Origin of the sequence: Halorubrum salipaludis, from assembly GCF_002286985.1 — an archaeon.
GTDB lineage: Archaea > Halobacteriota > Halobacteria > Halobacteriales > Haloferacaceae > Halorubrum > Halorubrum salipaludis.
The window spans coordinates 109,649-128,333 of sequence record NZ_NSKC01000008.1 but is presented as its reverse complement, the minus strand read 5'-3'; the positions used below and the strand labels follow the sequence as shown (position 1 = coordinate 128,333).

General features: G+C 69.8%; 18 protein-coding genes. 10 read left to right on the top strand and 8 right to left on the bottom strand.

What is annotated here, in order from left to right:
• Nucleotides 1-125: 125 nt before the first annotated feature.
• Nucleotides 126-1,151 (bottom strand): DUF2249 domain-containing protein, encoded by a 1,026-nt coding sequence (locus CK500_RS12240; RefSeq protein ID WP_095637503.1) that lies wholly within the window; start codon nt 1,149-1,151, stop codon nt 126-128.
• Between the two features lie 440 nt (nt 1,152-1,591).
• Between CK500_RS12240 and CK500_RS12235 the strand changes: the two genes are divergently transcribed.
• The 7 genes from CK500_RS12235 to CK500_RS12205 all read left to right on the top strand — a co-directional run bounded on the left by CK500_RS12235 (nt 1,592) and on the right by CK500_RS12205 (nt 6,718).
• Nucleotides 1,592-2,251 (top strand): helix-turn-helix domain-containing protein, encoded by a 660-nt coding sequence (locus CK500_RS12235; protein WP_095637502.1) that lies wholly within the window; start codon nt 1,592-1,594, stop codon nt 2,249-2,251.
• 212 nt (nt 2,252-2,463) lie between these two features.
• A complete protein-coding gene (gene nirK / locus CK500_RS12230) occupies nt 2,464-3,588 on the top strand; it encodes a copper-containing nitrite reductase (protein ID WP_095637501.1) in 1,125 nt (374 codons plus the stop codon).
• Between the two features lie 37 nt (nt 3,589-3,625).
• The gene (locus CK500_RS12225) at nt 3,626-4,231 is read left to right on the top strand and encodes a cupredoxin domain-containing protein (RefSeq protein WP_144049556.1); all 606 of its coding nucleotides are present in this window, start codon (nt 3,626-3,628) and stop codon (nt 4,229-4,231) included.
• A 50-nt stretch (nt 4,232-4,281) separates the two neighbouring features.
• Nucleotides 4,282-5,001, top strand: a complete 720-nt coding sequence (locus tag CK500_RS12220; protein WP_095637499.1) for an SCO family protein — start codon at nt 4,282-4,284, stop codon at nt 4,999-5,001.
• Nucleotide 5,002: 1 nt separating this feature from the next.
• A complete protein-coding gene (locus tag CK500_RS12215; RefSeq protein WP_095637498.1) occupies nt 5,003-5,521 on the top strand; it encodes a TlpA family protein disulfide reductase in 519 nt (172 codons plus the stop codon).
• Nucleotides 5,522-5,525: 4 nt separating this feature from the next.
• Nucleotides 5,526-6,188, top strand: coding sequence for a cytochrome c biogenesis CcdA family protein (locus CK500_RS12210; protein WP_095637497.1), 663 nt, complete (start codon nt 5,526-5,528; stop codon nt 6,186-6,188).
• 113 nt (nt 6,189-6,301) lie between these two features.
• Nucleotides 6,302-6,718, top strand: a complete 417-nt coding sequence (locus CK500_RS12205) for an SRPBCC family protein (RefSeq protein ID WP_095637496.1) — start codon at nt 6,302-6,304, stop codon at nt 6,716-6,718.
• Nucleotides 6,719-6,758: 40 nt separating this feature from the next.
• Here the strand turns inward: CK500_RS12205 and CK500_RS12200 are convergent, their stop codons facing one another.
• From CK500_RS12200 to CK500_RS12180, 5 genes are all read right to left on the bottom strand, one after another.
• Nucleotides 6,759-7,835 carry a CNNM domain-containing protein gene (locus CK500_RS12200; RefSeq protein ID WP_095637495.1) on the bottom strand — a complete coding sequence of 359 codons (1,077 nt, stop codon included), beginning with the start codon at nt 7,833-7,835 and terminating at the stop codon, nt 6,759-6,761.
• 97 nt (nt 7,836-7,932) lie between these two features.
• Entirely contained in the window at nt 7,933-9,255 is a 1,323-nt protein-coding gene (gene hisS, locus CK500_RS12195; RefSeq protein ID WP_095637494.1) for a histidine--tRNA ligase, read from the bottom strand.
• 122 nt (nt 9,256-9,377) lie between these two features.
• Entirely contained in the window at nt 9,378-9,833 is a 456-nt protein-coding gene (locus CK500_RS12190; RefSeq protein ID WP_008847836.1) for a DUF892 family protein, read from the bottom strand.
• A gap of 93 nt (nt 9,834-9,926) precedes the next feature.
• Nucleotides 9,927-10,520 carry a DUF7411 family protein gene (locus CK500_RS12185; RefSeq protein WP_095637493.1) on the bottom strand — a complete coding sequence of 198 codons (594 nt, stop codon included), beginning with the start codon at nt 10,518-10,520 and terminating at the stop codon, nt 9,927-9,929.
• Nucleotides 10,521-10,871, bottom strand: a complete 351-nt coding sequence (locus CK500_RS12180) for a DNA-binding protein (protein WP_095637492.1) — start codon at nt 10,869-10,871, stop codon at nt 10,521-10,523. It lies immediately after the preceding gene.
• Between the two features lie 138 nt (nt 10,872-11,009).
• On the opposite strand from CK500_RS12180, the gene CK500_RS12175 reads away from it, so the two are divergent.
• Nucleotides 11,010-12,116: a 60S ribosomal export protein NMD3 gene (locus CK500_RS12175; protein ID WP_095637491.1), complete on the top strand. Its 1,107-nt coding sequence runs from the start codon at nt 11,010-11,012 to the stop codon at nt 12,114-12,116.
• A gap of 558 nt (nt 12,117-12,674) precedes the next feature.
• On the opposite strand, the gene CK500_RS12170 is transcribed toward CK500_RS12175, so the two are convergent.
• Both CK500_RS12170 and CK500_RS12165 read right to left on the bottom strand, forming a co-directional pair.
• On the bottom strand, nt 12,675-12,866 hold the full coding sequence (locus CK500_RS12170) for a UPF0175 family protein (RefSeq protein WP_095637490.1): 192 nt from the start codon (nt 12,864-12,866) through the stop codon (nt 12,675-12,677).
• Between the two features lie 425 nt (nt 12,867-13,291).
• Complete coding sequence (locus CK500_RS12165; RefSeq protein WP_095637489.1) at nt 13,292-15,217, bottom strand: helicase C-terminal domain-containing protein; 1,926 nt, start codon at nt 15,215-15,217, stop codon at nt 13,292-13,294.
• A gap of 103 nt (nt 15,218-15,320) precedes the next feature.
• Here CK500_RS12165 and CK500_RS12160 point away from each other — a divergent pair, with 103 nt between their 5' ends.
• Together CK500_RS12160 and CK500_RS12155 are read left to right on the top strand one after the other, a co-directional pair.
• Entirely contained in the window at nt 15,321-17,390 is a 2,070-nt protein-coding gene (locus tag CK500_RS12160; RefSeq protein ID WP_095637488.1) for an AMP-dependent synthetase/ligase, read from the top strand.
• Nucleotides 17,391-17,453: 63 nt separating this feature from the next.
• Complete coding sequence (locus CK500_RS12155; protein WP_095637487.1) at nt 17,454-18,584, top strand: sensor histidine kinase; 1,131 nt, start codon at nt 17,454-17,456, stop codon at nt 18,582-18,584.
• The last annotated feature ends 101 nt before the right edge of the window (nt 18,585-18,685 follow it).

Here is an 18,685-nt window from a genome sequence, read left to right as displayed (position 1 = left end):
TGATCGGTCGACCACCCACGAGTCCCTGTTCGCGAACGTGTTCGGGGCCTCGCCGCGTGAGGCGTGTTCGGGGCCTCGCCGCGTGGGGTTCGACGAGCCGGATAAATGACCGGTTACGCGTCGATTCAGAACGGCGCGCTCGGTTGCTCCGAGACCGGCTCCCCGCCGTCACTCGACGCTGACTTGCCGATCAGCACTCGGAATTCGCCGGGGTCGCGTTTGCGGTACTCCCAGTGGAACTCCGGGCCGGCCTCGGCGTCGAACTGGTGGTAGAGCGGCTTCGGGTCGTGGTCGTTCACCAGCACGAACCCCTCGCCGCCGTCGAGGTCCGCGTACGCCTCGAAGATCCGGTCGTGGCGCCGGGCAGGCGGGAGGTCGCGAACGTCGAGCTCCGTCGCGACTTCCGGGGTGTCGTCGGTCTCCCCGCTCTTCTCGGCCTTCGTGATCCGGACGCGACAGCGCCCGGGCCGGTTTTCCGCCACCTCCCAGTCGAACGCGTCGCCGTACCGGTCCCGGAACTCGCCGCGGAGCGGTCGCGGCTCGTGCGGGGCGACGATCTCCATCGTCTCCCCGTCGGGTATCATCCCGTATCGGTGGTGGATCGTCTCGTGGCGCTCCGACTTCGGGATCTCGCGAACGTCGAACCGCGCGATCACGTCGTCGGCCTCGCCGCCGGCCGCCGACGCTCCGGTCTTCGCGATCGCGACGCGCCACTCGCCCCCGCCGCGGCTCTCGTACTCCCAGCCGACGACCTCGCCGTGCGTCGACCGGAGTTCGTGGTAGAGCGGCTTCGGGTCGTGGTCGTTCACCAGCACGAACCCCTCGTCTGGTTCGAGGCGGCCGAACGCGTCGAGCAGCGCCTCGTGGCGTCGTTGTGGCACGAGATCGCGCGCGTCGAAAGTCCCCGACGCCCCGTCGTCGAGCGCCTCCCCTTTGGCGATCCGGACTTCCCGAGGCTCCGCGTCGGCCCCCTCGTGCTCCCAGTCGAGCGCGCGCTCGCGATCGATCTGATACCGGATCAGCCACGGGTCGATCCCCCGATCGGCGGTGACGTGAAGCTCCTCGCCCGGTTCGGCCCCGTCGAGCGCGCCGTATATCCGATCCCGACGGTCACGGTCGGAACGGTCGCGCAGGTCCACTTCGGTAGCCATCGCTCGGACGGATAACGTCCGCACGGCCGATTGGGTTCTCGGCCGAACCTGTTCGGCATATATCCGGTGACCCATCGAGGGGTGAGCGTCGACCGTCACCGGTCGTCGGGACTGCGGCCGTCACCGGTCGTCGCCGCGCTGAACCCGTTCCGATCGGAGGTCGGTATAAGGGAACCCCCGAACAGTTTCGCCGATGGCATCCGTTCGTGAAAATACTCGGAGAACCCTTTTAACTAGAGGCGTACGTCCACCTATCCGACGATGGCTGAACACGACCTCGACCGGCGACGCGTCAGACTCACGTTCCGGCGGTCGGGGAGGGGACGCCCGCTCCCGCGACCGCGGACCGACCCGATCTCCGGATCGCGACGGAGTCGCATCCGGCCGTGTCCGACCCGAACGCCCAGCGGACGAGCCGGAGTACCGCTCCGAGAGGCCCGATGACGCAAGCACGTCTCGTCGTCGAGCTCCCGGACGGCCCGTGGGCGGCCGACGTCTCCCGCGAGTTCCCGGAGGCGACGTTCCGAGTGATCGCCGCGCTTCCGGGCGACGGCCCGGGGTTCGCGCTCGTGTGGATAACCGCCCCGGACGTCGAGGCCGTCCTCGAGGCGATGGAGGCACATCCCGCCGTCACCGACACGTCGGTGATGGGCCGGTCCGACCACGAGGTGACGGTGCAGTTCGAGACCTCGGCGCCGCTGCTGCTCCTCGCGGCGAAGCGCTCGGGCGTCCCCATCGAGATGCCCGTCGAGATCAGCGACGGGGAGGCCACCATCGACATCACCGGGGCCCACGACCGGATCGCGGAGCTGGGCCGGCAGTTCGACGAGCTCGGTCTGGAGTTCCGCGTCAAGCACGTCCGGGATCGGCTTGAGGCGAGCCAGCTGTTGACCGAGACCGAACAGGACCTCCTTCTCCGCGCGGTCGAGGCGGGGTACTACGACACGCCCCGGAGCTGCTCGCTCACCGATCTGGCCGACAGCGCCGGGGTCGCGAAGTCCACCTGCAGCGAGGCGCTGCACCGCGCCGAAGAGATCGCCGTCAAGCGGTTCGTCGAGGATCTCCCGCCGCAGGCCGACGTCGACGAGACTTCCCAGTGACGCTCGACGCTCCCCCCGACGCGACCCGTTCTCATTTCGCGCTCGACTCCTCGAGATCAGACAGCTCTCAAACACGTTCGGGTCGCCGGTATTAGATCCGGATACCCTTTAAGTAAAAACGGCGATGATGTTCAGAGATTTACTCACGAACTGAGAACATTTGTGCGGTTATACGGGGTTCCCCCGGCAAATACCAATTGGAGGGAGACCCAATGACCCGACATTCCCACACCAATCGGCGTGCGTTCCTGAAGACGGCGGGTATCGGCGCCGCGGCCGCGTTCGCGGGCTGCACGGGCGGCAGACAGACCGACGCCGCCACGGCGTCCTCGGACGAGACGGGAGGCGACGAGAGCGGGGAGGCGTCGGCCGAGGCGACCTCGCTCGATCCGGCCGCGGACGTCGACGTGGACCGCATCGCCGCGGACCCGACGGACGTGCCCGACCCCGTCGACTGGGACGAGCCGCGCACGCACGAGGTTACCATGGAGACGACGGAGGTGACCGCCGAGATCGAGCCCGGCGTCACCTTCGACTACATGACCTTCGACGGGCAGGTGCCCGGGCCGATGGTCCGCGTCCGCCGGGGCGATACGGTGAACTTCACCCTGAAGAACCCCGAGGACAGCGGGATGCCCCACAACATGGACTTCCACGCGGTGTACGGGCCCGGTGGCGGGGCGGATCACACGACGATCGCGCCCGGCGAGGAGGCGACCATTCAGTACAAGGCCACCTACCCCGGCGTCCACATCTACCACTGCGCGGTCCCGAACATGGACCACCACATCAGCGCCGGGATGTTCGGCTCCATCCTCGTCGAGCCGAAAGACGGGCTCCCGGAGGTCGACCGCGAGCTCTACTTCGGTCAACACGAGATCTACACGAACGGCGAGCCCGGCGAGGAGGGGCACCACGAGTTCGACCTCGACGCCGCCAAGGCCGAGAATCCGACGTACGTGACATACAACGGCGAGGCGTACGCGTTCACCGAGTCGGGCAACGGTCGGATCCCGATCGATCAGGGCGATCGGGTCCGGATCTTCATGTCCAACGGCGGCCCGAACCTCAGCAGCTCGTGGCACGCCATCGGCAACGTCTGGGACAAGCTCTACCGCGACGGCGACCTCGTCTCGGACCCCGCCCGCTACGTGGAGACGACGCCGGTCGCGCCCGGCACCGTCACCGCCGCGGAGATCGAGACGCCGGTCCCCGGCCCGATCAAGCTCGTCGACCACTCCCTGAGCCGAGTCGTTCGGAAGGGTGTCCTCGGCGTGCTCGACGTGCAGGGGGAAGAGGACACGGACATCTTCGACTCGAACCCCGACGGCGAGTAACCGCACGGGGTGACCCGGCACTCGAACCTTCAGGCCCATGACGAAGTCACAGACGCGCCGTCGCGTGCTCGAACTCGGCGGATCGGTGGCCGCGCTCGGTCTCGCTGGCTGCCTCGGGAGCGCCGCGAGCGGCTCCGACGACGGCGCGACCGGCTCTGACGGGGACGTCGGCGGGGCGACGACCGATGCCGGGACGCTCGGTACTCCGGCGCCCGAGGCGATCGTCTCGATCGCCTCGATCCCGAGTCCGTCGCTCGAACCGGGGATCGTCCACGTCGAGGTCGGCGGCACGGTCACGTGGGTCGGGGGCGGCCAGCGGAACGCCGTCGCGAGCTATCATCCCGAGACGCACGGAGACCACCGGCGCATCCCCGAGGACGCCGAGCCGTGGTCGAGCGACCTCATCCGCGACGGGAGCCGGTTCTCAGTCACCTTCGAGACCGAGGGCGTCTACGACTACGCCGACACGGTCGTGCTCTGTGGCACCCACGAGTCGTTCGGCAACGTCGGCCGCGTTGTGGTCGGCGAACCCGACCTCGACGGCGAACCGGCGATCGAGCGGGACGCCGACGAGCTGCCCGGACTCGCGGCGGACACCGTGGCCGAGTACGACGCCCGGTGCCGCGAGGCGCTCGACGGATAGGTCGAACGACGAACCGCACGCGACAACTACACTACCCAATCGACGCACCCATGTCACCCACACTCCCGATCGATCGCCGAACGTTCCTCCGAAGCGCCGGCACGGCCGCGCTCGGCGTTTCGCTGGCCGGCTGTTCCGGACTCCCGCTCGGGTCCACCGGCGCCGCTGAGGATGTCGCGCTGGACCCGCCGGAGAACTACGAGAAGCGGTCCGATGCCGACCTCCCGTACCCGATCCACGGCGAAGAGCTCCCCGAGGTCTCGGTCCCGGCGCCGCTGCACGACCGGGAGGTATCGACGCGGGAGTTCGTCGGTGACCGCCACGCGATGCTCACCTTCGTGTTCGCCCGGTGTTCGATGACCTGTCCGGCGCTGACCGCCAACCTCGTGCAGGTGCAGGCGGAGTCGGTCGCGGAGGGGTTCGCCGACGAGATGGCGTTCCTGCCGGTGACGTTCGACCCCGAACACGACACCGCCGCCGAGCTCGAGTCGTACGGCGAGGACCGCGGCGTCGACCGCGAGGCCGGCAACTGGTGGTTCCTCCGACCGGAGGGCGACGAGCGCGCCCGCACGGTCGTCACTGACGCGTTCGGCGTCGCGTACGAGTACATCCCGAAGGAGGACCGGGACGCAGAGAACATGGCGTACGTCCACACGAACCTGATCGTCCTGGCGAACGCGGACGGCTACGTCGAGCGGGCCTACACCGGACAGGTTCCGAACCCCGCAGACGTCGTGGACGACGTCCGGACGCTCCGCGAGAGGTGGTGAGATGCGCCGACGCGACCTCCTCGCGGGCGCGGCCGGGCTCGGCGTCGCCGGCCTCGGCGCCGGTGCCGTTTACGGCGGCTCCCTCGGCGGGGACGGCGCGGTCGCGCCAGTCGATCTGCCGCGGATCGAGGCGCCCGGAAGCCCGACCGGGACCGAGACGGTCCCCGTGCGCGGCCACGTCACCCTCGTCGAGGTGTTCGCCACGTGGTGTAGCGTCTGCAAGCGCTCGATGGCGCCGCTGAGCGAGGTCGCCGCGAGTGTCGCGGACGCGCAGGTCGTCTCCGTGACGAACGAGCCGGTCGGTCAGACGGTGACGGAGGCAGACGTGGCTGACTGGTGGCGCGACCACGGCGGCGACTGGCCGGTCGCCTACGATCCGGAGCTGACGCTCACCGAGCGCCTCGACGCCGCCGGCGTCCCGTACACCGTCGTGCTCGACGCCGACAACCGGATCGTCTCGGCCGCGCGGGGGCACCAGTCCGCGGAGCAACTGCGGGAACGGATCGCGGCCGCGAGGTGACAGCATGACCGCCGAACTCGCCGGGACCGCGTCCTTCGCGCTCGGGGCGGGCGCCGCGACGTTCTTCTCGCCGTGCGCCTACGCGCTGCTGCCCGGCTACGTGGGGTACTACGCCGCGGCGGTCGATGAGGGAGGCGTCCCGCTCGCGGGCGCCGCCGTGCGCGGCCTCGCGGCGGCGATCGGGGCGCTCCTCGTCTTCGGCGCCCTCTCCGGGCTCGCGCTCGCCGCCGGAGAGGCCGTCGAGCGACTGCTTCCCGTCGTGGAGCCACTCGTCGGCGTCGCGCTCGTCGCCCTCGGTGCCGTCGTCCTCTCAGGCTGGAGCCTCGGCGCGCACGTCTCGCTTCCGGAGCGACGGACGAGCGTCCTCGGGTTCGGCCTCTTCGGCGCCCTCTACGCGCTGGCCGCGACCGCCTGCGTGCTCCCGTTGTTCCTCGCGGTCGCGGTCCAGTCGATGACGCTCGGGACCGCCGGCGCCGCGGCCACCCTCGCGAGCTACGCGGGGAGCTTCGCCGGGCTGATGCTGGCGGTGACGGTTGCGACCGCGGTCGGCCACCGGGTGGGCGCGGGCGCGGTCGCCGGAGGCGTCGACCGGTTCACTACGGTCGCGGGCGCGCTGCTCGTCGTCGCCGGGGTCGGGCAGATCGCCTACGCGCTCGGTGCGGTGTGAGGATCCGAACGCGTTCGGGACCCGTGTGAAGGGGCCGGAGTGCTCATTACCTCCCGTCTGATGGTCGCCACACATCCAAGACGTTCGCCGCGCTCCCGCGGAGGGATCGGCCCGTGAACGCGGTCACACTCTCGCGGGGGATCCGGGCGCCGCCGGAGACCGTCCGCGAGTCGATGCACCGGATCGGCCCCTTCATGCGGGCGTCGGGGTTCGACGAGGTGGCCGTCGACGGCGAGACGGTCCGCGTTGCGAACGAGGTGGGGATCGCGACGATCGAACTCGCGCTCGAACTCGTCGACCGTCCCGACGCGGATCTGGCCTACGAGCAGCGCGACGGAATCTTCGAGGAGATGCGGACGACGTACGCCGTCTCGCCCGCGCCCGACGGGAGCGAGGTGGAGGCGACCACGGAGTTCGCGCTCGACGTCGCGATCGTCGGCGGCGTGCTCGACGCGACGGTCATCGCCCGGCAGCGACGGGCGGAGCTGGCGGCGCAGTTCGACTGGCTCGAAACGGTCTGCGCCGAGTGAGGCCGGGTTCGGCATGGCCGGGCTCGATCGCGACGCCGGGCTACAGGAGGTCGGCGTCCAGCGGGTCCTCCAGCTGTCCCATCACCGCCTCCATCGCGTCGGTCGCGGTGATCAGCCCGACGACCTCGCCGTCGCGGATGACGACCGCCAGCTCCTGGTGTTCCGCCTGGAATCGATCGTAGGCGTCGCTGACGTTCGCGTCCGCGGACACCGTCATCGGCGGCGCCGCCACGTCCGCGAACGTCAGCGACCCGTCCGTGAGCGCCTCGTAGTGCGTGACGACCGAGGGGGCGTACACGATCCCCTCGATCGCCGTCCGGTCCGGACCGAAGAGCGGGAAGCGGCTGTGCGGGGTGTCGCTGATCCGGTCGAGGTTCTCCGCGATCGAGGCGGCCGTCGACAGCGCCACGATCTCGTCGGCGGGCGTCATGATCTCGCTCACCGGGAGCTCGTCGACGGCAAGGGCGTTGAGCACTTCCTCGCGGCGCTCCTCGGGGAGCTCGATCTCCTCCATCATCGATCCCAGGCGGGTCCGGAGCTGGGCGCGCGTCTCCAGCACCTCGCCTTCCGTTTCGGTCCACGATCCGGTCATCTCGACGCCGAACAGCCGGAGCGTCGCCTTCGCGACCCCGTCGCCGAAGCGGATCAGCGGCGAGATGACCCACGCGAACCAGTAGAGGGGACGCGCCCCGTACTCGGCGACCTGTTTCGAGCGCTCAACCCCGAGGTACGTCGGCGTCTGCTCGCCGTGGGTGAGGTGAACCATGTTTATCAGGAGGAAGGCGAGCAGCGATCCGGCGCCGGCGGACGCGAGCGCGGTGTTCTCGAAGAGCGGCGCGAACACCGCCGCGAGCCCCGGCTCGGCGACGACGCCGAGCGCGATGCTCGTCCCGGAGATCCAGATCTGACAGGTCGTGAGGTAGAACTCCAGGTCGTCGGTCATCTCCCAGGCGCGCCGCAGGCCGGGGGTGTCCATCTCCGACTCTGGGTACTGTCTGAGGCGGGTCAGCCCGAACTCGATCGCCACGAAGTACGCGTTGATCAGGATGAGGCCGACGCCGGCCGCGATCCGGAGGGCGACTTCGCCGGGCGGCATCGCCGTCGCGAGCGGGGTCATCGTTCCCGGATCGCTCGCCGTCGCACAAAAGCGTTGGACGCGGTCTCAGTCCGTGAGAGCCGGGGCGAACTCCGGTACTGAGCGGTCGGAGAGGACGCTACTCGTAGTCCTCGTACGTCGGCAGCCCGTCCTCGGGCGGGAACTCCTCGACCGGGACGGTCGTCTCGTCGCCGGTCGCCATGTCCTTCACCGTGTACTCGCCGTTCTCCAGGTCGCGCTCGCCGACGACCACGACCGTCTCGGCGTTGATCGAGTCGGCGTACCCCAGTTGGGCGCCGAACGACCGGTCGGAGACGTCCTGCTCGACGACCACGTCGTCGCCGAGCGCCCGGAGGTCGCGGGCGAGCGCGGCGGCCTCGCCGCGCGTGTCGCCCACCGAGAGCACGTAGTAGTCGGTCGTCAGCTCCTCGTCGGGCCAGACGCCCGCGCGCTGACAGAGGAGCTTGAGCGTGGCGTGGCCGGGCGCGACGCCGACCGCGGGCGTGGGCTGGCCGCCGAAGCTCTCGATGAGGTCGTCGTAGCGCCCCCCGCCGAAGACGGACCGGGACACCTCGCCGGTGGAGTCGAAGCACTCGAAGACGACGCCCGTGTAGTAGTCGAGCCCGCGGGCGGTCGTCAGCGACACCTCGCAGAACTCGCCCGCGCCGAAGTCGTCGGCCGCGGCGAGCACGTTCCGGAGGTTCTCGACGGCGGCCTCGACCTCCTCGCCGCCGGCCTCGGCGACCGCGTCGAGGTCCGCGGGGGCGTCGACGTCCGAGATGAGGTCGTCGAACTCGCGGGCGGTCGCGCGGTCGAGCCCGGCGTCGGAGAGGAGTCCGAGGTACTCCCCGTCGTCGACCTTCGCGCGCTTGTCGACCGCGCGGATCGCGGCCTCCGCGTCGACCGCGTCGGGGTCGTCGGCGAGCGCCCGGACGAGTCCGCCGAGGATGTCGCGGTGCGAGACGCGGAACTCGAAGTCGTCGCCGGTGAGTCCCAGATCGGTCAGGGCGTCGGCGGCGACCGCGAGCACCTCGGCGTCGGCCTCGGGCGCCGAGGAGCCGAACACGTCGATGTTCGTCTGGTAGAACTCGCGGAACCGCCCCTGCTGGACCTGCTCGTAGCGCCAGAACGGGCGCGTGGACATCCACTTGATCGGCTTCGACAGCTCCTGGCCCTTCGCGACGACCATCCGGGCGACGGTGGGCGTGAGCTCCGGGGTCATCGAGACGCCGCGGCCGCCCTTGTCGTCGAAGGCGTACAGCTCCTCGACGATCTCCTCGCCCGACTTGTCGACGTACATCTCCGTCCGTTCGAGCGCGGGAGTGGCGATCTCGCGGAAGCCGTGGCGGCTCGCGGCGTCCTCGATCGCGTCCGTCACCTCGCGCCGGGCCGACTGCTCGCCGGGGTAGAAGTCGCGGAATCCCTTGAGGCCGTCGTACATGGGCGTGGGTTCGGCGAGCGCCCGCTTGAAAGCATCCTTTCGGGGCCGGCTCCGGCGGGAGGGCGGCCGGCTGGCGAGCGTCCTCGGCGAGTCCCGTCTCGCTTAGTCGCTCCTAGTCGTGCCTAGTCGCGCTGGTACTCCTTCTGGAAGCCGCGGAACTCCGTCCGGTGGGCCTCCTCGTCGGAGAGGAGCGTCACGGCGAGGTCCTCGGTGACCGGGTCGCCCGCCTCCTCGGCGGCGTCGATCAGGTCGCGGTACGTCGCGATCGCGCCCTCCTCGGCGTCGAGCACGCCGTTGATGACCGAGAGCACGTCGGTCGAGTCCTCGGGCGGCTGCAGGGAGTCCTGCCTCGCCGTGAACTCCGCCGACCCCGGCGGGCGCGCGTCGAGCTGTTTGAGCCGCTGTCCGAGCTGTTCGGCGTGACCGAGCTCCTCTTGGACGTCCTGTTTGAGGCTCTCTTTGATCTCCTCGGCGCGGACGCCGTCGAGGACGATGGCGTTCGTCTGGTAGTTCATCACGGTCTCGATCTCGTCGGCGTACGCCGCTCGGAGCAGCTCGACCACTCGTTCGGATGACATACCGGGTGCTACGAGCGCGGGACCGAAAGTCGTTCCGGCACCCCCGAGCCGGCGAGAACGTGTCGGTCGCGGACGGGTCGACACGCGGGCGGGTCAGTCGTTCCGGCCGTGCACGTACGTCTGATCGTGGTCCGGGAACACCTCGCTGACGCTCTCCTCCCCGTGTTCGTCGGCGATGAGGGTCCGGAGCTCGTCCTCGTAGTCGGCCTTGGGGACCTCCTCGCTCGGCCCCTGTTGGACGTCGAACGTCTCCTCGACGAGGCGGTCGACGGCGTGGCGGCCGAACCCGGAGAGCGGGGAGATGTAGTCGATCCCGTGGCGGTCCTCCAGGCTCTGTGCCTGCGCGCGCGACACCGTCGGCACGCGGTCGTCGCGGCGCGTGCCGTCGGCGATGGCGTCGACCTCGCGGCCCGCGATCGTCTCTAAGGCGTGTTCGTGGACGCGCTGGATCCCGTTGCGGGGGTAGCCGTCGTCGATCATCGTCCGGGTCGCCTCCTCGGCGACCTCGCGGTCGAGGTCGACGCGCTCGAAGGGGAACCCCAGCTCCGCGGCCGCGCGCTCGGCGTGTTTCCAGTCGTCGGTGAGCCCGAAGCTCCCGGTGACGCAGCGCACGTCGTAAAAGCGGTCGAGCAGGTGGGCGGCGAGCGAGGAGTCTTTCCCCCCGCTGTACAGCAGCGCGAGCTCCATCTATCGGCGGCGGATGTCGAAGCTCTGCTGATCGGGCTGGAGTTCCTTCAGGAGGTCGCGCATCTGGTCTTCGTCGATCTGTCCCTGGATCCGGCCGCTCTGTGCGAGCGCCGCGACCTGCTGTTTCACCTTGTCGCCGAACTCCGGTTTCGACATCGCGACCGCGTTGAGCCGCTGGCGCGCGCCGTCCGTGAGGTACTGCTTGAGCACGGCCTCCTGCTGGGCCTCGGCGCGCTGTTGCGCCTCCTGTTGGGCCTCGGCGTCGCCGCCGCCCTGCTGGCGCTCACGGAGCTCTTCCATCTTCTTCTCTCGCAGTTCCTCGAGGCGCTCGTCGTCGGGGTTCTCGCTCATACCCACCCGTTCTCGGCCCGCGCGAAAAACGATTTCGGAGGGATCCGGCCGGAAGCGTCCGCGACGGCGCCGGCTCGGCGCCGGCCAACGAGGGACGGTCCGCGCCGCTTAAACGGCTCCTTGGCGTATCCGGGAGCAATGAGCGAATCGCGGGAGTTCTGTCCCCGGTGTGGCGACGCCGTCCCGGAGCGGCGCGAGCCGCTTCCCGGCGACCCCCGAGGGCGGGACGCGCTGCTGTGTGACGACTGCTACTTCGAGGACTTCGAGCTGGTCGACGCGCCCGACCGGATCGAGGTGCTGGTCTGTTCCGGCTGCGGCGCGGTCCGCCGCGGCGAGTCGTGGCGGGACGTGGGCGCGCGCGACTACACCGACGTCGCCGTCGACGAGGTCGCGGAGGCGCTCGGCGTGCACGTCGACGCCGAGGACGTGGAGTGGGGCGTTGAGCCCGAGCAGGTCGACGAGAACAACGTCCGGATGCACTGCCGCTTCTCGGGGGTCGTCCGCGGGACGCTCCGCTCCGCGGAGGTCACCGTCCCGGTGAAGATCTCGCGGGGGACCTGCGACCGCTGCGGGCGGATCGCCGGCGGCTACTACGCCGGGGTCGTGCAGGTGCGCGCGGACGAGCGCGATCTGACGCCCGAGGAGCGCGCCGAGGCGCTCGCCATCGCCGAGACGTACGTCGCCGACCAGGAGGCCGACGGCGACCGCGAGGCGTTCATCACGGAGGTGAACGAGACCGACGACGGGCCGGACGTCAAGCTCTCCTCGAACCGGCTCGCACAGAACGTCGCGACGCGGATCACGGAGTCGCTCGGCGGGAGCTTCGAGTCGTACCCGACCCTCGTCACCGAGGACGGCGACGGCAACGAGGTGTACCGGGTGACGTTCGCGGTCCGGCTCCCGCGGTACGCCGAGGGCGAGATAATCGATCCCGAGGACGGCGACGGTCCCGTCCTCGTCACGAGCGTCTCGGGTCGGCTCCGCGGCGTCCGGCTCGCCACGGGCGCGGAGTACACCTCGGAGTTCGAGGACGGAGCGGCCCCGGACGCGGCGCGGCTCGGCCGCCGGGACGACGCCGCGGAGACGACGGTCGTGACGGTGGAAGACGAGAACGCGATCCAGGTGCTCGACCCGGTCACCTACGAGGCGAAGACCGTCCCGAACCCCGAGTTCGTCGACGGCGACGACGACACCGTGCTCGCCTTTGAGCACGGCGGCGAGGTCCACCTCGTCCCCGAGGAGTAGGTTCGGGGCCGTCCGCCGATTTAAGAGGTCGACTCCGTTCGACCGTGGTCGGCGGTTATGATCTCTTATAAATAGCGGTGCGGTGGCGCGCGCCTCCGAGCGCCCTGATAAGGGCGCGAGTAGTGAGAGACCGAAGGTCTCTCTGACAGCCGGCGGCGACGCCGCCGGCGAGAGCGCGTGCGAGGGAGTCGCTGGCGGCTACTGCCGCCAGCGACGAGGCTGGGGAGGCGTGAGGCTGCGGTCAGCAGTCGGGTGGGACTCAAAGGGGCAGCCGTGAGACGGTCAGAGACGATGCAAGCACCGCAACGAGTGAGCGGAGCGAACGAGTGAGGAGCACAGCGAGTGTCTGACCGTCTCACGGCTGGGGGTTTGCGGGTCTTCACCATAGGCACGCTGATCACTTATAAACAGCCACCAGCAACACCTAATCCGACTTATAAGCAATCAGATGACCAACGTCCAAGACTCACTCCCGCACTCGATCGAAAATAGCCCTCTCGAACCAGATATCGACGGATCCAAACGATCGAAATCCGCGGCGTCGCGCGTCGCGTCCGATCAGTCGGCGCGGGCGGTCCGCTCCTCGCCGAGCGCGGCGGCGCGCTCCGACTCGGTCACGTCGATCCCGCGGCGCTCCAACTGATCGACGAACTCCGCCTCGCTGAGCCCGGCCTGCGCGGCGGCCTGAGAGAGTGTCAGTGTTCGCGCCCCGTACAGCGTCAGCGCGGTCGCCAGCCCCTTCGTTGCCATACCTAGGGTAGTGGCGTGATGGTTTATGAAGGTTACTAATTGACTGAGGTCCCTGATACACCTTATACGATATATATTGACGGTTGATCAGTCCGTGGTAATATAATGCGTTCGAGATGGCCTCTCGATCGGTACGCGGTGTCGCCCGGTACGTACTGTCGATCGGTTCGTGACGCGGATCGGCGGGCGACGCCGACCGGCGTCGACCGAATCGACCCGCGCCCGCAGGAGTTATCACGCTCTGCGGTCGTAGCCGAGGTATGGACAGACAACAGCTGTTCGCGCTGTTCTTCGCGTTCCTCATGGTCAGCTCCATGGCCGCTTGGGGCGTCTCGCTCCTCTAAGCGCAGAACAGATCCGCTCTCACGACCGCGGTCCGGATCGGAGGCCGTCACCGCCTCCGTCCGTCCCCCTCCCGCCGACCCCTAGCCGTCGCCCCAGACGTCGGAGAGCGGGTGGTCCTCGCGGCGCTCCGCGTCCGCCTCCGAGCGCGTTCGCGTCGTTCCGCCCGCGTCCTCGCCGGTCGCTCCCGTCCCCGACCCGCCGGACGCGCCCGAGCCGCCCGCACCCGCGCCGTTCGCTCGCGATCCGCCACTCCCGAGGCCACCGCTCCCGCCCGAACCGCCGCCGAAGGTCGTCCCGCCTCGACGGGCCGCGCGCGACGGCCCGGTCGGCTCGGCGTCGATGCCGGCGAGCGCGGCGCCCGGGTCGAACTCGGGCAGCGTCGGGGTCGTCATCGCGTCGATCTGGTCGCGGAACCACGGCGGCGTGTCGGCCTCCGCGCGGTCGAACAGATCCAGCAAGGAGTCGTCGGCGAGGTACGTCGCGCCGTAGTCGTCGGGGGCGCGGACGACCCGCCCGCACGCCTGAATGACGGTCCGGAGCGCGGTCCGGTGGTACCACGCCCACTGGTCGTCCTCGAGCCGGCGCGCGACGCGGGAGTCGTTGGTGTTGCGGTACGGCGCTTTACACACCACCTGCCACCGACAGAGGTCGCCCTTCAGGTCGAGCGCCTCCTCCATCTTCACGGAGACGAACACCTCCGGGTCCGAGCTCGCCTTCCACGCTGACAGCTCCGCGTCCCGGTTCGCCCGCGTGTGCCGTCTGACCCGCGCGGCGACGCCGAACTCCCCGAGCAGCTCGGTGAGCCGGCCGGCGATGTCGTACGAGTGCGCGTGGATCAGCCCCTTCTCGTCCGGGTGTTCCGCCATCAGCCGGACGATCAGGCGGGCGATCTTCGGCACCGTCTCGTCGCGGTGCTCGTAGGTCATCGACCCCTGCGTCACGTCGTACAGGGGCCGGTGTGCGAGCGGGAACGTGTGCTCGACGTCGACGAGGGCGACGTTCGCGGGGTCGAGGCCGACGCCGCGACAGAACGCCTCCTTCGAGAGGATGGTGGCGGACAGCAGCGCGAACTTGTTCCCGCGGTCCCACACGGTGTGCCGGAGGTAACGCGCCGGGTCCAGCGGCTTGATGGCGAGCGCCGACCCCTCGCCGTCCGGCTGGTCGACGACCCACGTCGTCGGCGACTCGGGGTCGCGGTAGTCCTCTAAGAACCAGCCGAGCTCGCTGATCAGCTCCTGGAGACGGTCCCGACGCGCGACCTCCTCGCGCTCGAGCTCGGGGCGGCCGACGAGCTCGTCTTTCGCCCGCTTGGCGGTGTCGCGGAGCGACGCGGCGAACCGCGCGGTGCGGTCGAGCGGGTCCTCCTCGGGGCCGGCGTCGGCCGCCACGTCGGGGACGCCGACCTCGTCCCAGACGGGGACGCGGTCCGGCGAGAGCTCGATCGTCGCGTACATCTCCGCCCACTCCGCGAGCCCGTGGGCCTCGTCGATGACGACCACGTCGCGCTTCCGGAACACCTCCGAGCCGGCGGTCCGCATGAAGTACGCGAGCGTCATGGCGGCGTACCGGTTCCCGGAGGCGATCGCGCGGTCGGAGAAGTACGGGCACCGGTGTTTCACGGAGCAGTCGAACCCCTGCTGGCGGACGCAGGGCGCGCGGTCGACCGGGGTGTCGTGCTCGCCGGGGAGGATGCAGTCGTAGTTCGATTTCCCCCGGATGACCGCCAGGTCGTCGAGCAGGTCGTCGGCCTCCACGTCGTCGATCTGCGACACCTGCGGGGTGGTGTAGTAGGCGCCGGTCGCGTCGCTCGGGGCGGTCTCCTCGACGGTCGCCGACGCGCCCATGATCGCCCGCGCGAGGAGGGACTTGCCGCTGCCGGTCGGCGCGCGCACCAAGACCACGTCGTTGCCGGCGGCGAACGCGTCGCGGATGTCCGCGAGCGCCCGCTCCTGTGCCCCTCGGAAGCTCGGGGCCGGGAACTCGGCGGGGATCCGATCGGGGTCCACAGGGGCCTCTCGCTCCCTCTCGGGATTAAACCCTCGCGTTCCGACCCCCGAGTGAACTCGAAACTACCCGATCGTTTATACTGTTTGGGCGGGAGTTCGTGGTATGAACTGGCGAGAGGCGGAACGGGGGTTCTCGGACGACGCCGTCGCCCGGGAGACGCTCCCGCGAATGTTCGAGCGGTCCGCGGAGCGCAACGCGGACCGGCTCGCTCAGCGGTACAAGGGCGGGATCTACGACCGGTCGCTGGTCTCCAGCGGCGTGCTCCCGCCCGCTACGGCGGGCGAGTACGCCGACGTGACCTACGCCGAAATGCGCGCGATCGTCCGGCGGCTCGCGGCCGGGCTCCGCGAGCTCGGCGTCGACGGCGACACGCGCGTGGCGCTGTACGCGCAGACCCGGATGGAGTGGGCCCAGACCGACTTCGCGGCGCTGGCCGCGGGCGCGACGGTCACGACCGTGTACGCCTCCTCCTCGCCGAGTCAGGTCCGCTACCTGATCGAGGACCCGGAGGCGACCGTGGTGGTCGCGGAGAACCGCGAGCTGCTCGACGAGGTGCTCGGAGTCGCCGGCGACCTCGACCACGAGCTCGACGCGGTCGTGACGTTCGACGACGTGGACGCGGCGGACCTCGACGCGGAGCTGGGTGCGGGAGGCGACGGGAACGACACCGGCCTCTCCGTCGACGACGTGTACACGCTCGGCGCGGTCCACGCCCTCGGCGACGAGGCGTTCGACGAGGCCGCCTACGAGTCGTGGATCGACGCGGTCGAGGTCGACGACCTCGCGAGCCTCATCTACACCTCTGGAACCACGGGCAAGCCCAAGGGTGTCCGGCTCACCCACGCCAACTTCCGGGAGAACGTCAACCAGTGTTACCGCCGCTTTGCGGACCGCCCGGACCGCGACCCCGACGTGCCGGGGATCAGCGCCGACTCGACAACGCTCTCGTTCCTCCCCCTCGCGCACGTCTTCGAGCGGCTCGCCGGCCACTACATGATGTTCGCCGCGGGGGCGACCGTCGGCTACGCAGAGAGCCCCGACACCCTCCGCGAGGACTTCGGGCTCGTCCGGCCGACGACGACCACGAGCGTCCCGCGCGTCTACGAGAAGCTGTACGACGCGATCCGCGAGCAGGCGAGCGAGTCCCCCGTCAAGGAGCGCATCTTCGAGTGGGCGGTCGGCGTGGGACAGGCCCACCACGAGGCCGACGATCCGGGCGCCGTGCTCGACGCCAAGCGGGCGATCGCCGACAAGCTCGTCTTCTCGTCGGTCAGGGAGGCGATCGGCGGCAACATCGACTTCTTCATCTCCGGCGGCGGGTCGCTGTCGGCGGAGCTGTGCGCGCTGTACCACGCGATGGACCTGCCGATCCTGGAGGGATACGGACTCACCGAAACCTCGCCCGTCATCAGCGTCAACCCGCCCGAGGCACCGACGGTCGGCACCATCGGCCCGCCGGTGGTCGACACCGAGGTCGCGATCGACGGGACCGTCGTCGGCGAGGAGGTCGCGGACCTCGCGGGCGACGCCGGCGAGCTCCTCGTGCGTGGCCCGCAGGTGACCGACGGCTACTGGAACCGTCCGGACGCGACCGCGGAGGCGTTCACCGAGCCGGACCGGCTCCCGGAGGACACGGTCGTGGCCGGCGACCCGCCGGAGGAGCGCGGCGGCGATCCGGACGACCCCTGGTTCCGCACCGGCGACATCGTCCAGCTCCGGCCGGACGGGTACATCGCCTTCCGCGAGCGCGCCAAGCAGCTGCTCGTGCTCTCGACCGGCAAGAACGTCGCGCCCGGCCCGATCGAAGACCGGTTCGCGGCGAACGAGTTCGTCGAGCAGTGCGTCGTGTTAGGCGACGGCCGGAAGTTCGTCTCCGCGCTGATCGTCCCGAGCTTCGAGAAGGTGGCGGCGTGGGCGGACGCGCGCGGGATCGACCTCCCCGACGATCACCGGGACGTCTGCCGCGACGACCGGGTCCGCGAGCGGATTCAGGAGGAGGTCGACCGGGTCAACGAGGAGTTCGAGCCATACGAGCAGATTAAGCGGTTCCGACTGGTCGAAGAGGAGTTCACCGAGGAGAACGACCTGCTCACGCCGACGATGAAGAAGAAGCGGCGCAACATCTTAGACCGCTTCGCCGACGAGGTCGAGCTCATCTACGACGATCGATGAGCCGATCCGCCGCGATCGGGCCGCCAAGAAACGCATAAACGTCGTGGCGGTGTACGACGCCCAATGGTCTCCCGCCTCTCCCCTCGCGTTGGGTTCGTCGCGCTCGGCGGCCTCTGCGCCGCTCTGGGCGTGCGACACCTGGCGATCAACGGCGGGGGAGTGGGCGCGCTGCTCGAGTCCGTGCTCATCTTCGGGCTCTGCGGGATCGTCTTTTACACCGCGTACGAGCTCCCGGAGTGGGAGATATCCCCGTCCGGACAGCGACGTGCGGTCCAAATCGGCGCGCTGACGGCGCTCTCGTTCGCCGCGCTCGCCGCCATCGTCTGGCTCATCTGGCTGCTCGAACACCACGCGTTCAAGCTCTCGTTTCTGATCACGTTCGCCACCAGCCTCGGCGCGGCGGTCGGATCGCGCGCGGGTCCCTACGTCGTGAAGGCCGACGAACAGCTCGCCGAATCACGGGAGCTCTCCACCCTGCTTTCGATCAACGATCGCGTCCTGCGGCACAACATTCGCAACGAGCTCTCGGTCGCGCTCGGGTACCTGGACGGAATCGAGGACGTGGACGACAGGGCGGAGGTCGCGGACCGGGCGCGGATCGCTCGGACTCACTTGGAGGAGCTCGTCGAGACGAGCGAACGGACCCGACGCATCGCGTCGATCTGGCGGACAGAGACGGTGCAGTCGCTCGATCTCGTCGCCGTCGTCGAAGAGGGGGTGGCTCGGCTGACCGCGGAGTCGCCCGGGGTCACGGTCCGGACGGAGCTCCCGGACAGCTGCGCCGTCCGAACACACCCGGCGCTCCCGCTCGCGTTCGAGGAAGCGCTTCGGAACGCGATCGAACACAACGACGACGACGTGACGATCACGGTGCGCGTCCGACGAGACGAGGACGGCGCGACGAGCCTCGTCATCGAAGACACCGGACGGGGAATTCCACAGATCGAACGGCAAACGCTCCGGAACGTCGTGGAGACACCGCTCGAACACACCGAGGGGCTCGGGCTGTGGCTGATATACTGGACCGTGACCCGGGCGGACGGAACGGTCGAGTTCACCGAAAACGACCCGCAGGGGACCGTCGTCCGAATCCGGCTCCCTGACCGCGCCGAATCGGGGTATTCGCTCGGCGCGGACGCGGACGTCGACGGCGGAGGGAGCTGGAAACCGAGCGGGTCGACTCCGAACGAGTAGGGATCAGACGGGGGGAGGGGGTCAAAACGGGCCGGTCGAACGGAAGCAGTCGACCGGGGACGGTCGAACGGGCCGGTCGAGCCGGAGGAGCCGCTCCCCGA

Coding starts and splice junctions, on each gene's coding strand:
- CK500_RS12170 (WP_095637490.1), bottom strand. CDS start 12,866: ATGGCAACGAAGGGGCTGGCGACCGCGCTGACGCTGTACGGGGCGCGA.
- CK500_RS12190 (WP_008847836.1), bottom strand. CDS start 9,833: ATGTCATCCGAACGAGTGGTCGAGCTGCTCCGAGCGGCGTACGCCGAC.
- CK500_RS12185 (WP_095637493.1), bottom strand. CDS start 10,520: ATGGAGCTCGCGCTGCTGTACAGCGGGGGGAAAGACTCCTCGCTCGCC.
- CK500_RS12240 (WP_095637503.1), bottom strand. CDS start 1,151: ATGGCTACCGAAGTGGACCTGCGCGACCGTTCCGACCGTGACCGTCGG.
- CK500_RS12200 (WP_095637495.1), bottom strand. CDS start 7,835: ATGACCCCGCTCGCGACGGCGATGCCGCCCGGCGAAGTCGCCCTCCGG.
- nirK (WP_095637501.1), top strand. CDS start 2,464: ATGACCCGACATTCCCACACCAATCGGCGTGCGTTCCTGAAGACGGCG.
- CK500_RS12155 (WP_095637487.1), top strand. CDS start 17,454: ATGGTCTCCCGCCTCTCCCCTCGCGTTGGGTTCGTCGCGCTCGGCGGC.
- CK500_RS12235 (WP_095637502.1), top strand. CDS start 1,592: ATGACGCAAGCACGTCTCGTCGTCGAGCTCCCGGACGGCCCGTGGGCG.
- CK500_RS12175 (WP_095637491.1), top strand. CDS start 11,010: ATGAGCGAATCGCGGGAGTTCTGTCCCCGGTGTGGCGACGCCGTCCCG.
- CK500_RS12210 (WP_095637497.1), top strand. CDS start 5,526: ATGACCGCCGAACTCGCCGGGACCGCGTCCTTCGCGCTCGGGGCGGGC.
- CK500_RS12220 (WP_095637499.1), top strand. CDS start 4,282: ATGTCACCCACACTCCCGATCGATCGCCGAACGTTCCTCCGAAGCGCC.
- CK500_RS12225 (WP_144049556.1), top strand. CDS start 3,626: ATGACGAAGTCACAGACGCGCCGTCGCGTGCTCGAACTCGGCGGATCG.
- CK500_RS12180 (WP_095637492.1), bottom strand. CDS start 10,871: ATGAGCGAGAACCCCGACGACGAGCGCCTCGAGGAACTGCGAGAGAAG.
- hisS (WP_095637494.1), bottom strand. CDS start 9,255: ATGTACGACGGCCTCAAGGGATTCCGCGACTTCTACCCCGGCGAGCAG.
- CK500_RS12215 (WP_095637498.1), top strand. CDS start 5,003: ATGCGCCGACGCGACCTCCTCGCGGGCGCGGCCGGGCTCGGCGTCGCC.
- CK500_RS12160 (WP_095637488.1), top strand. CDS start 15,321: ATGAACTGGCGAGAGGCGGAACGGGGGTTCTCGGACGACGCCGTCGCC.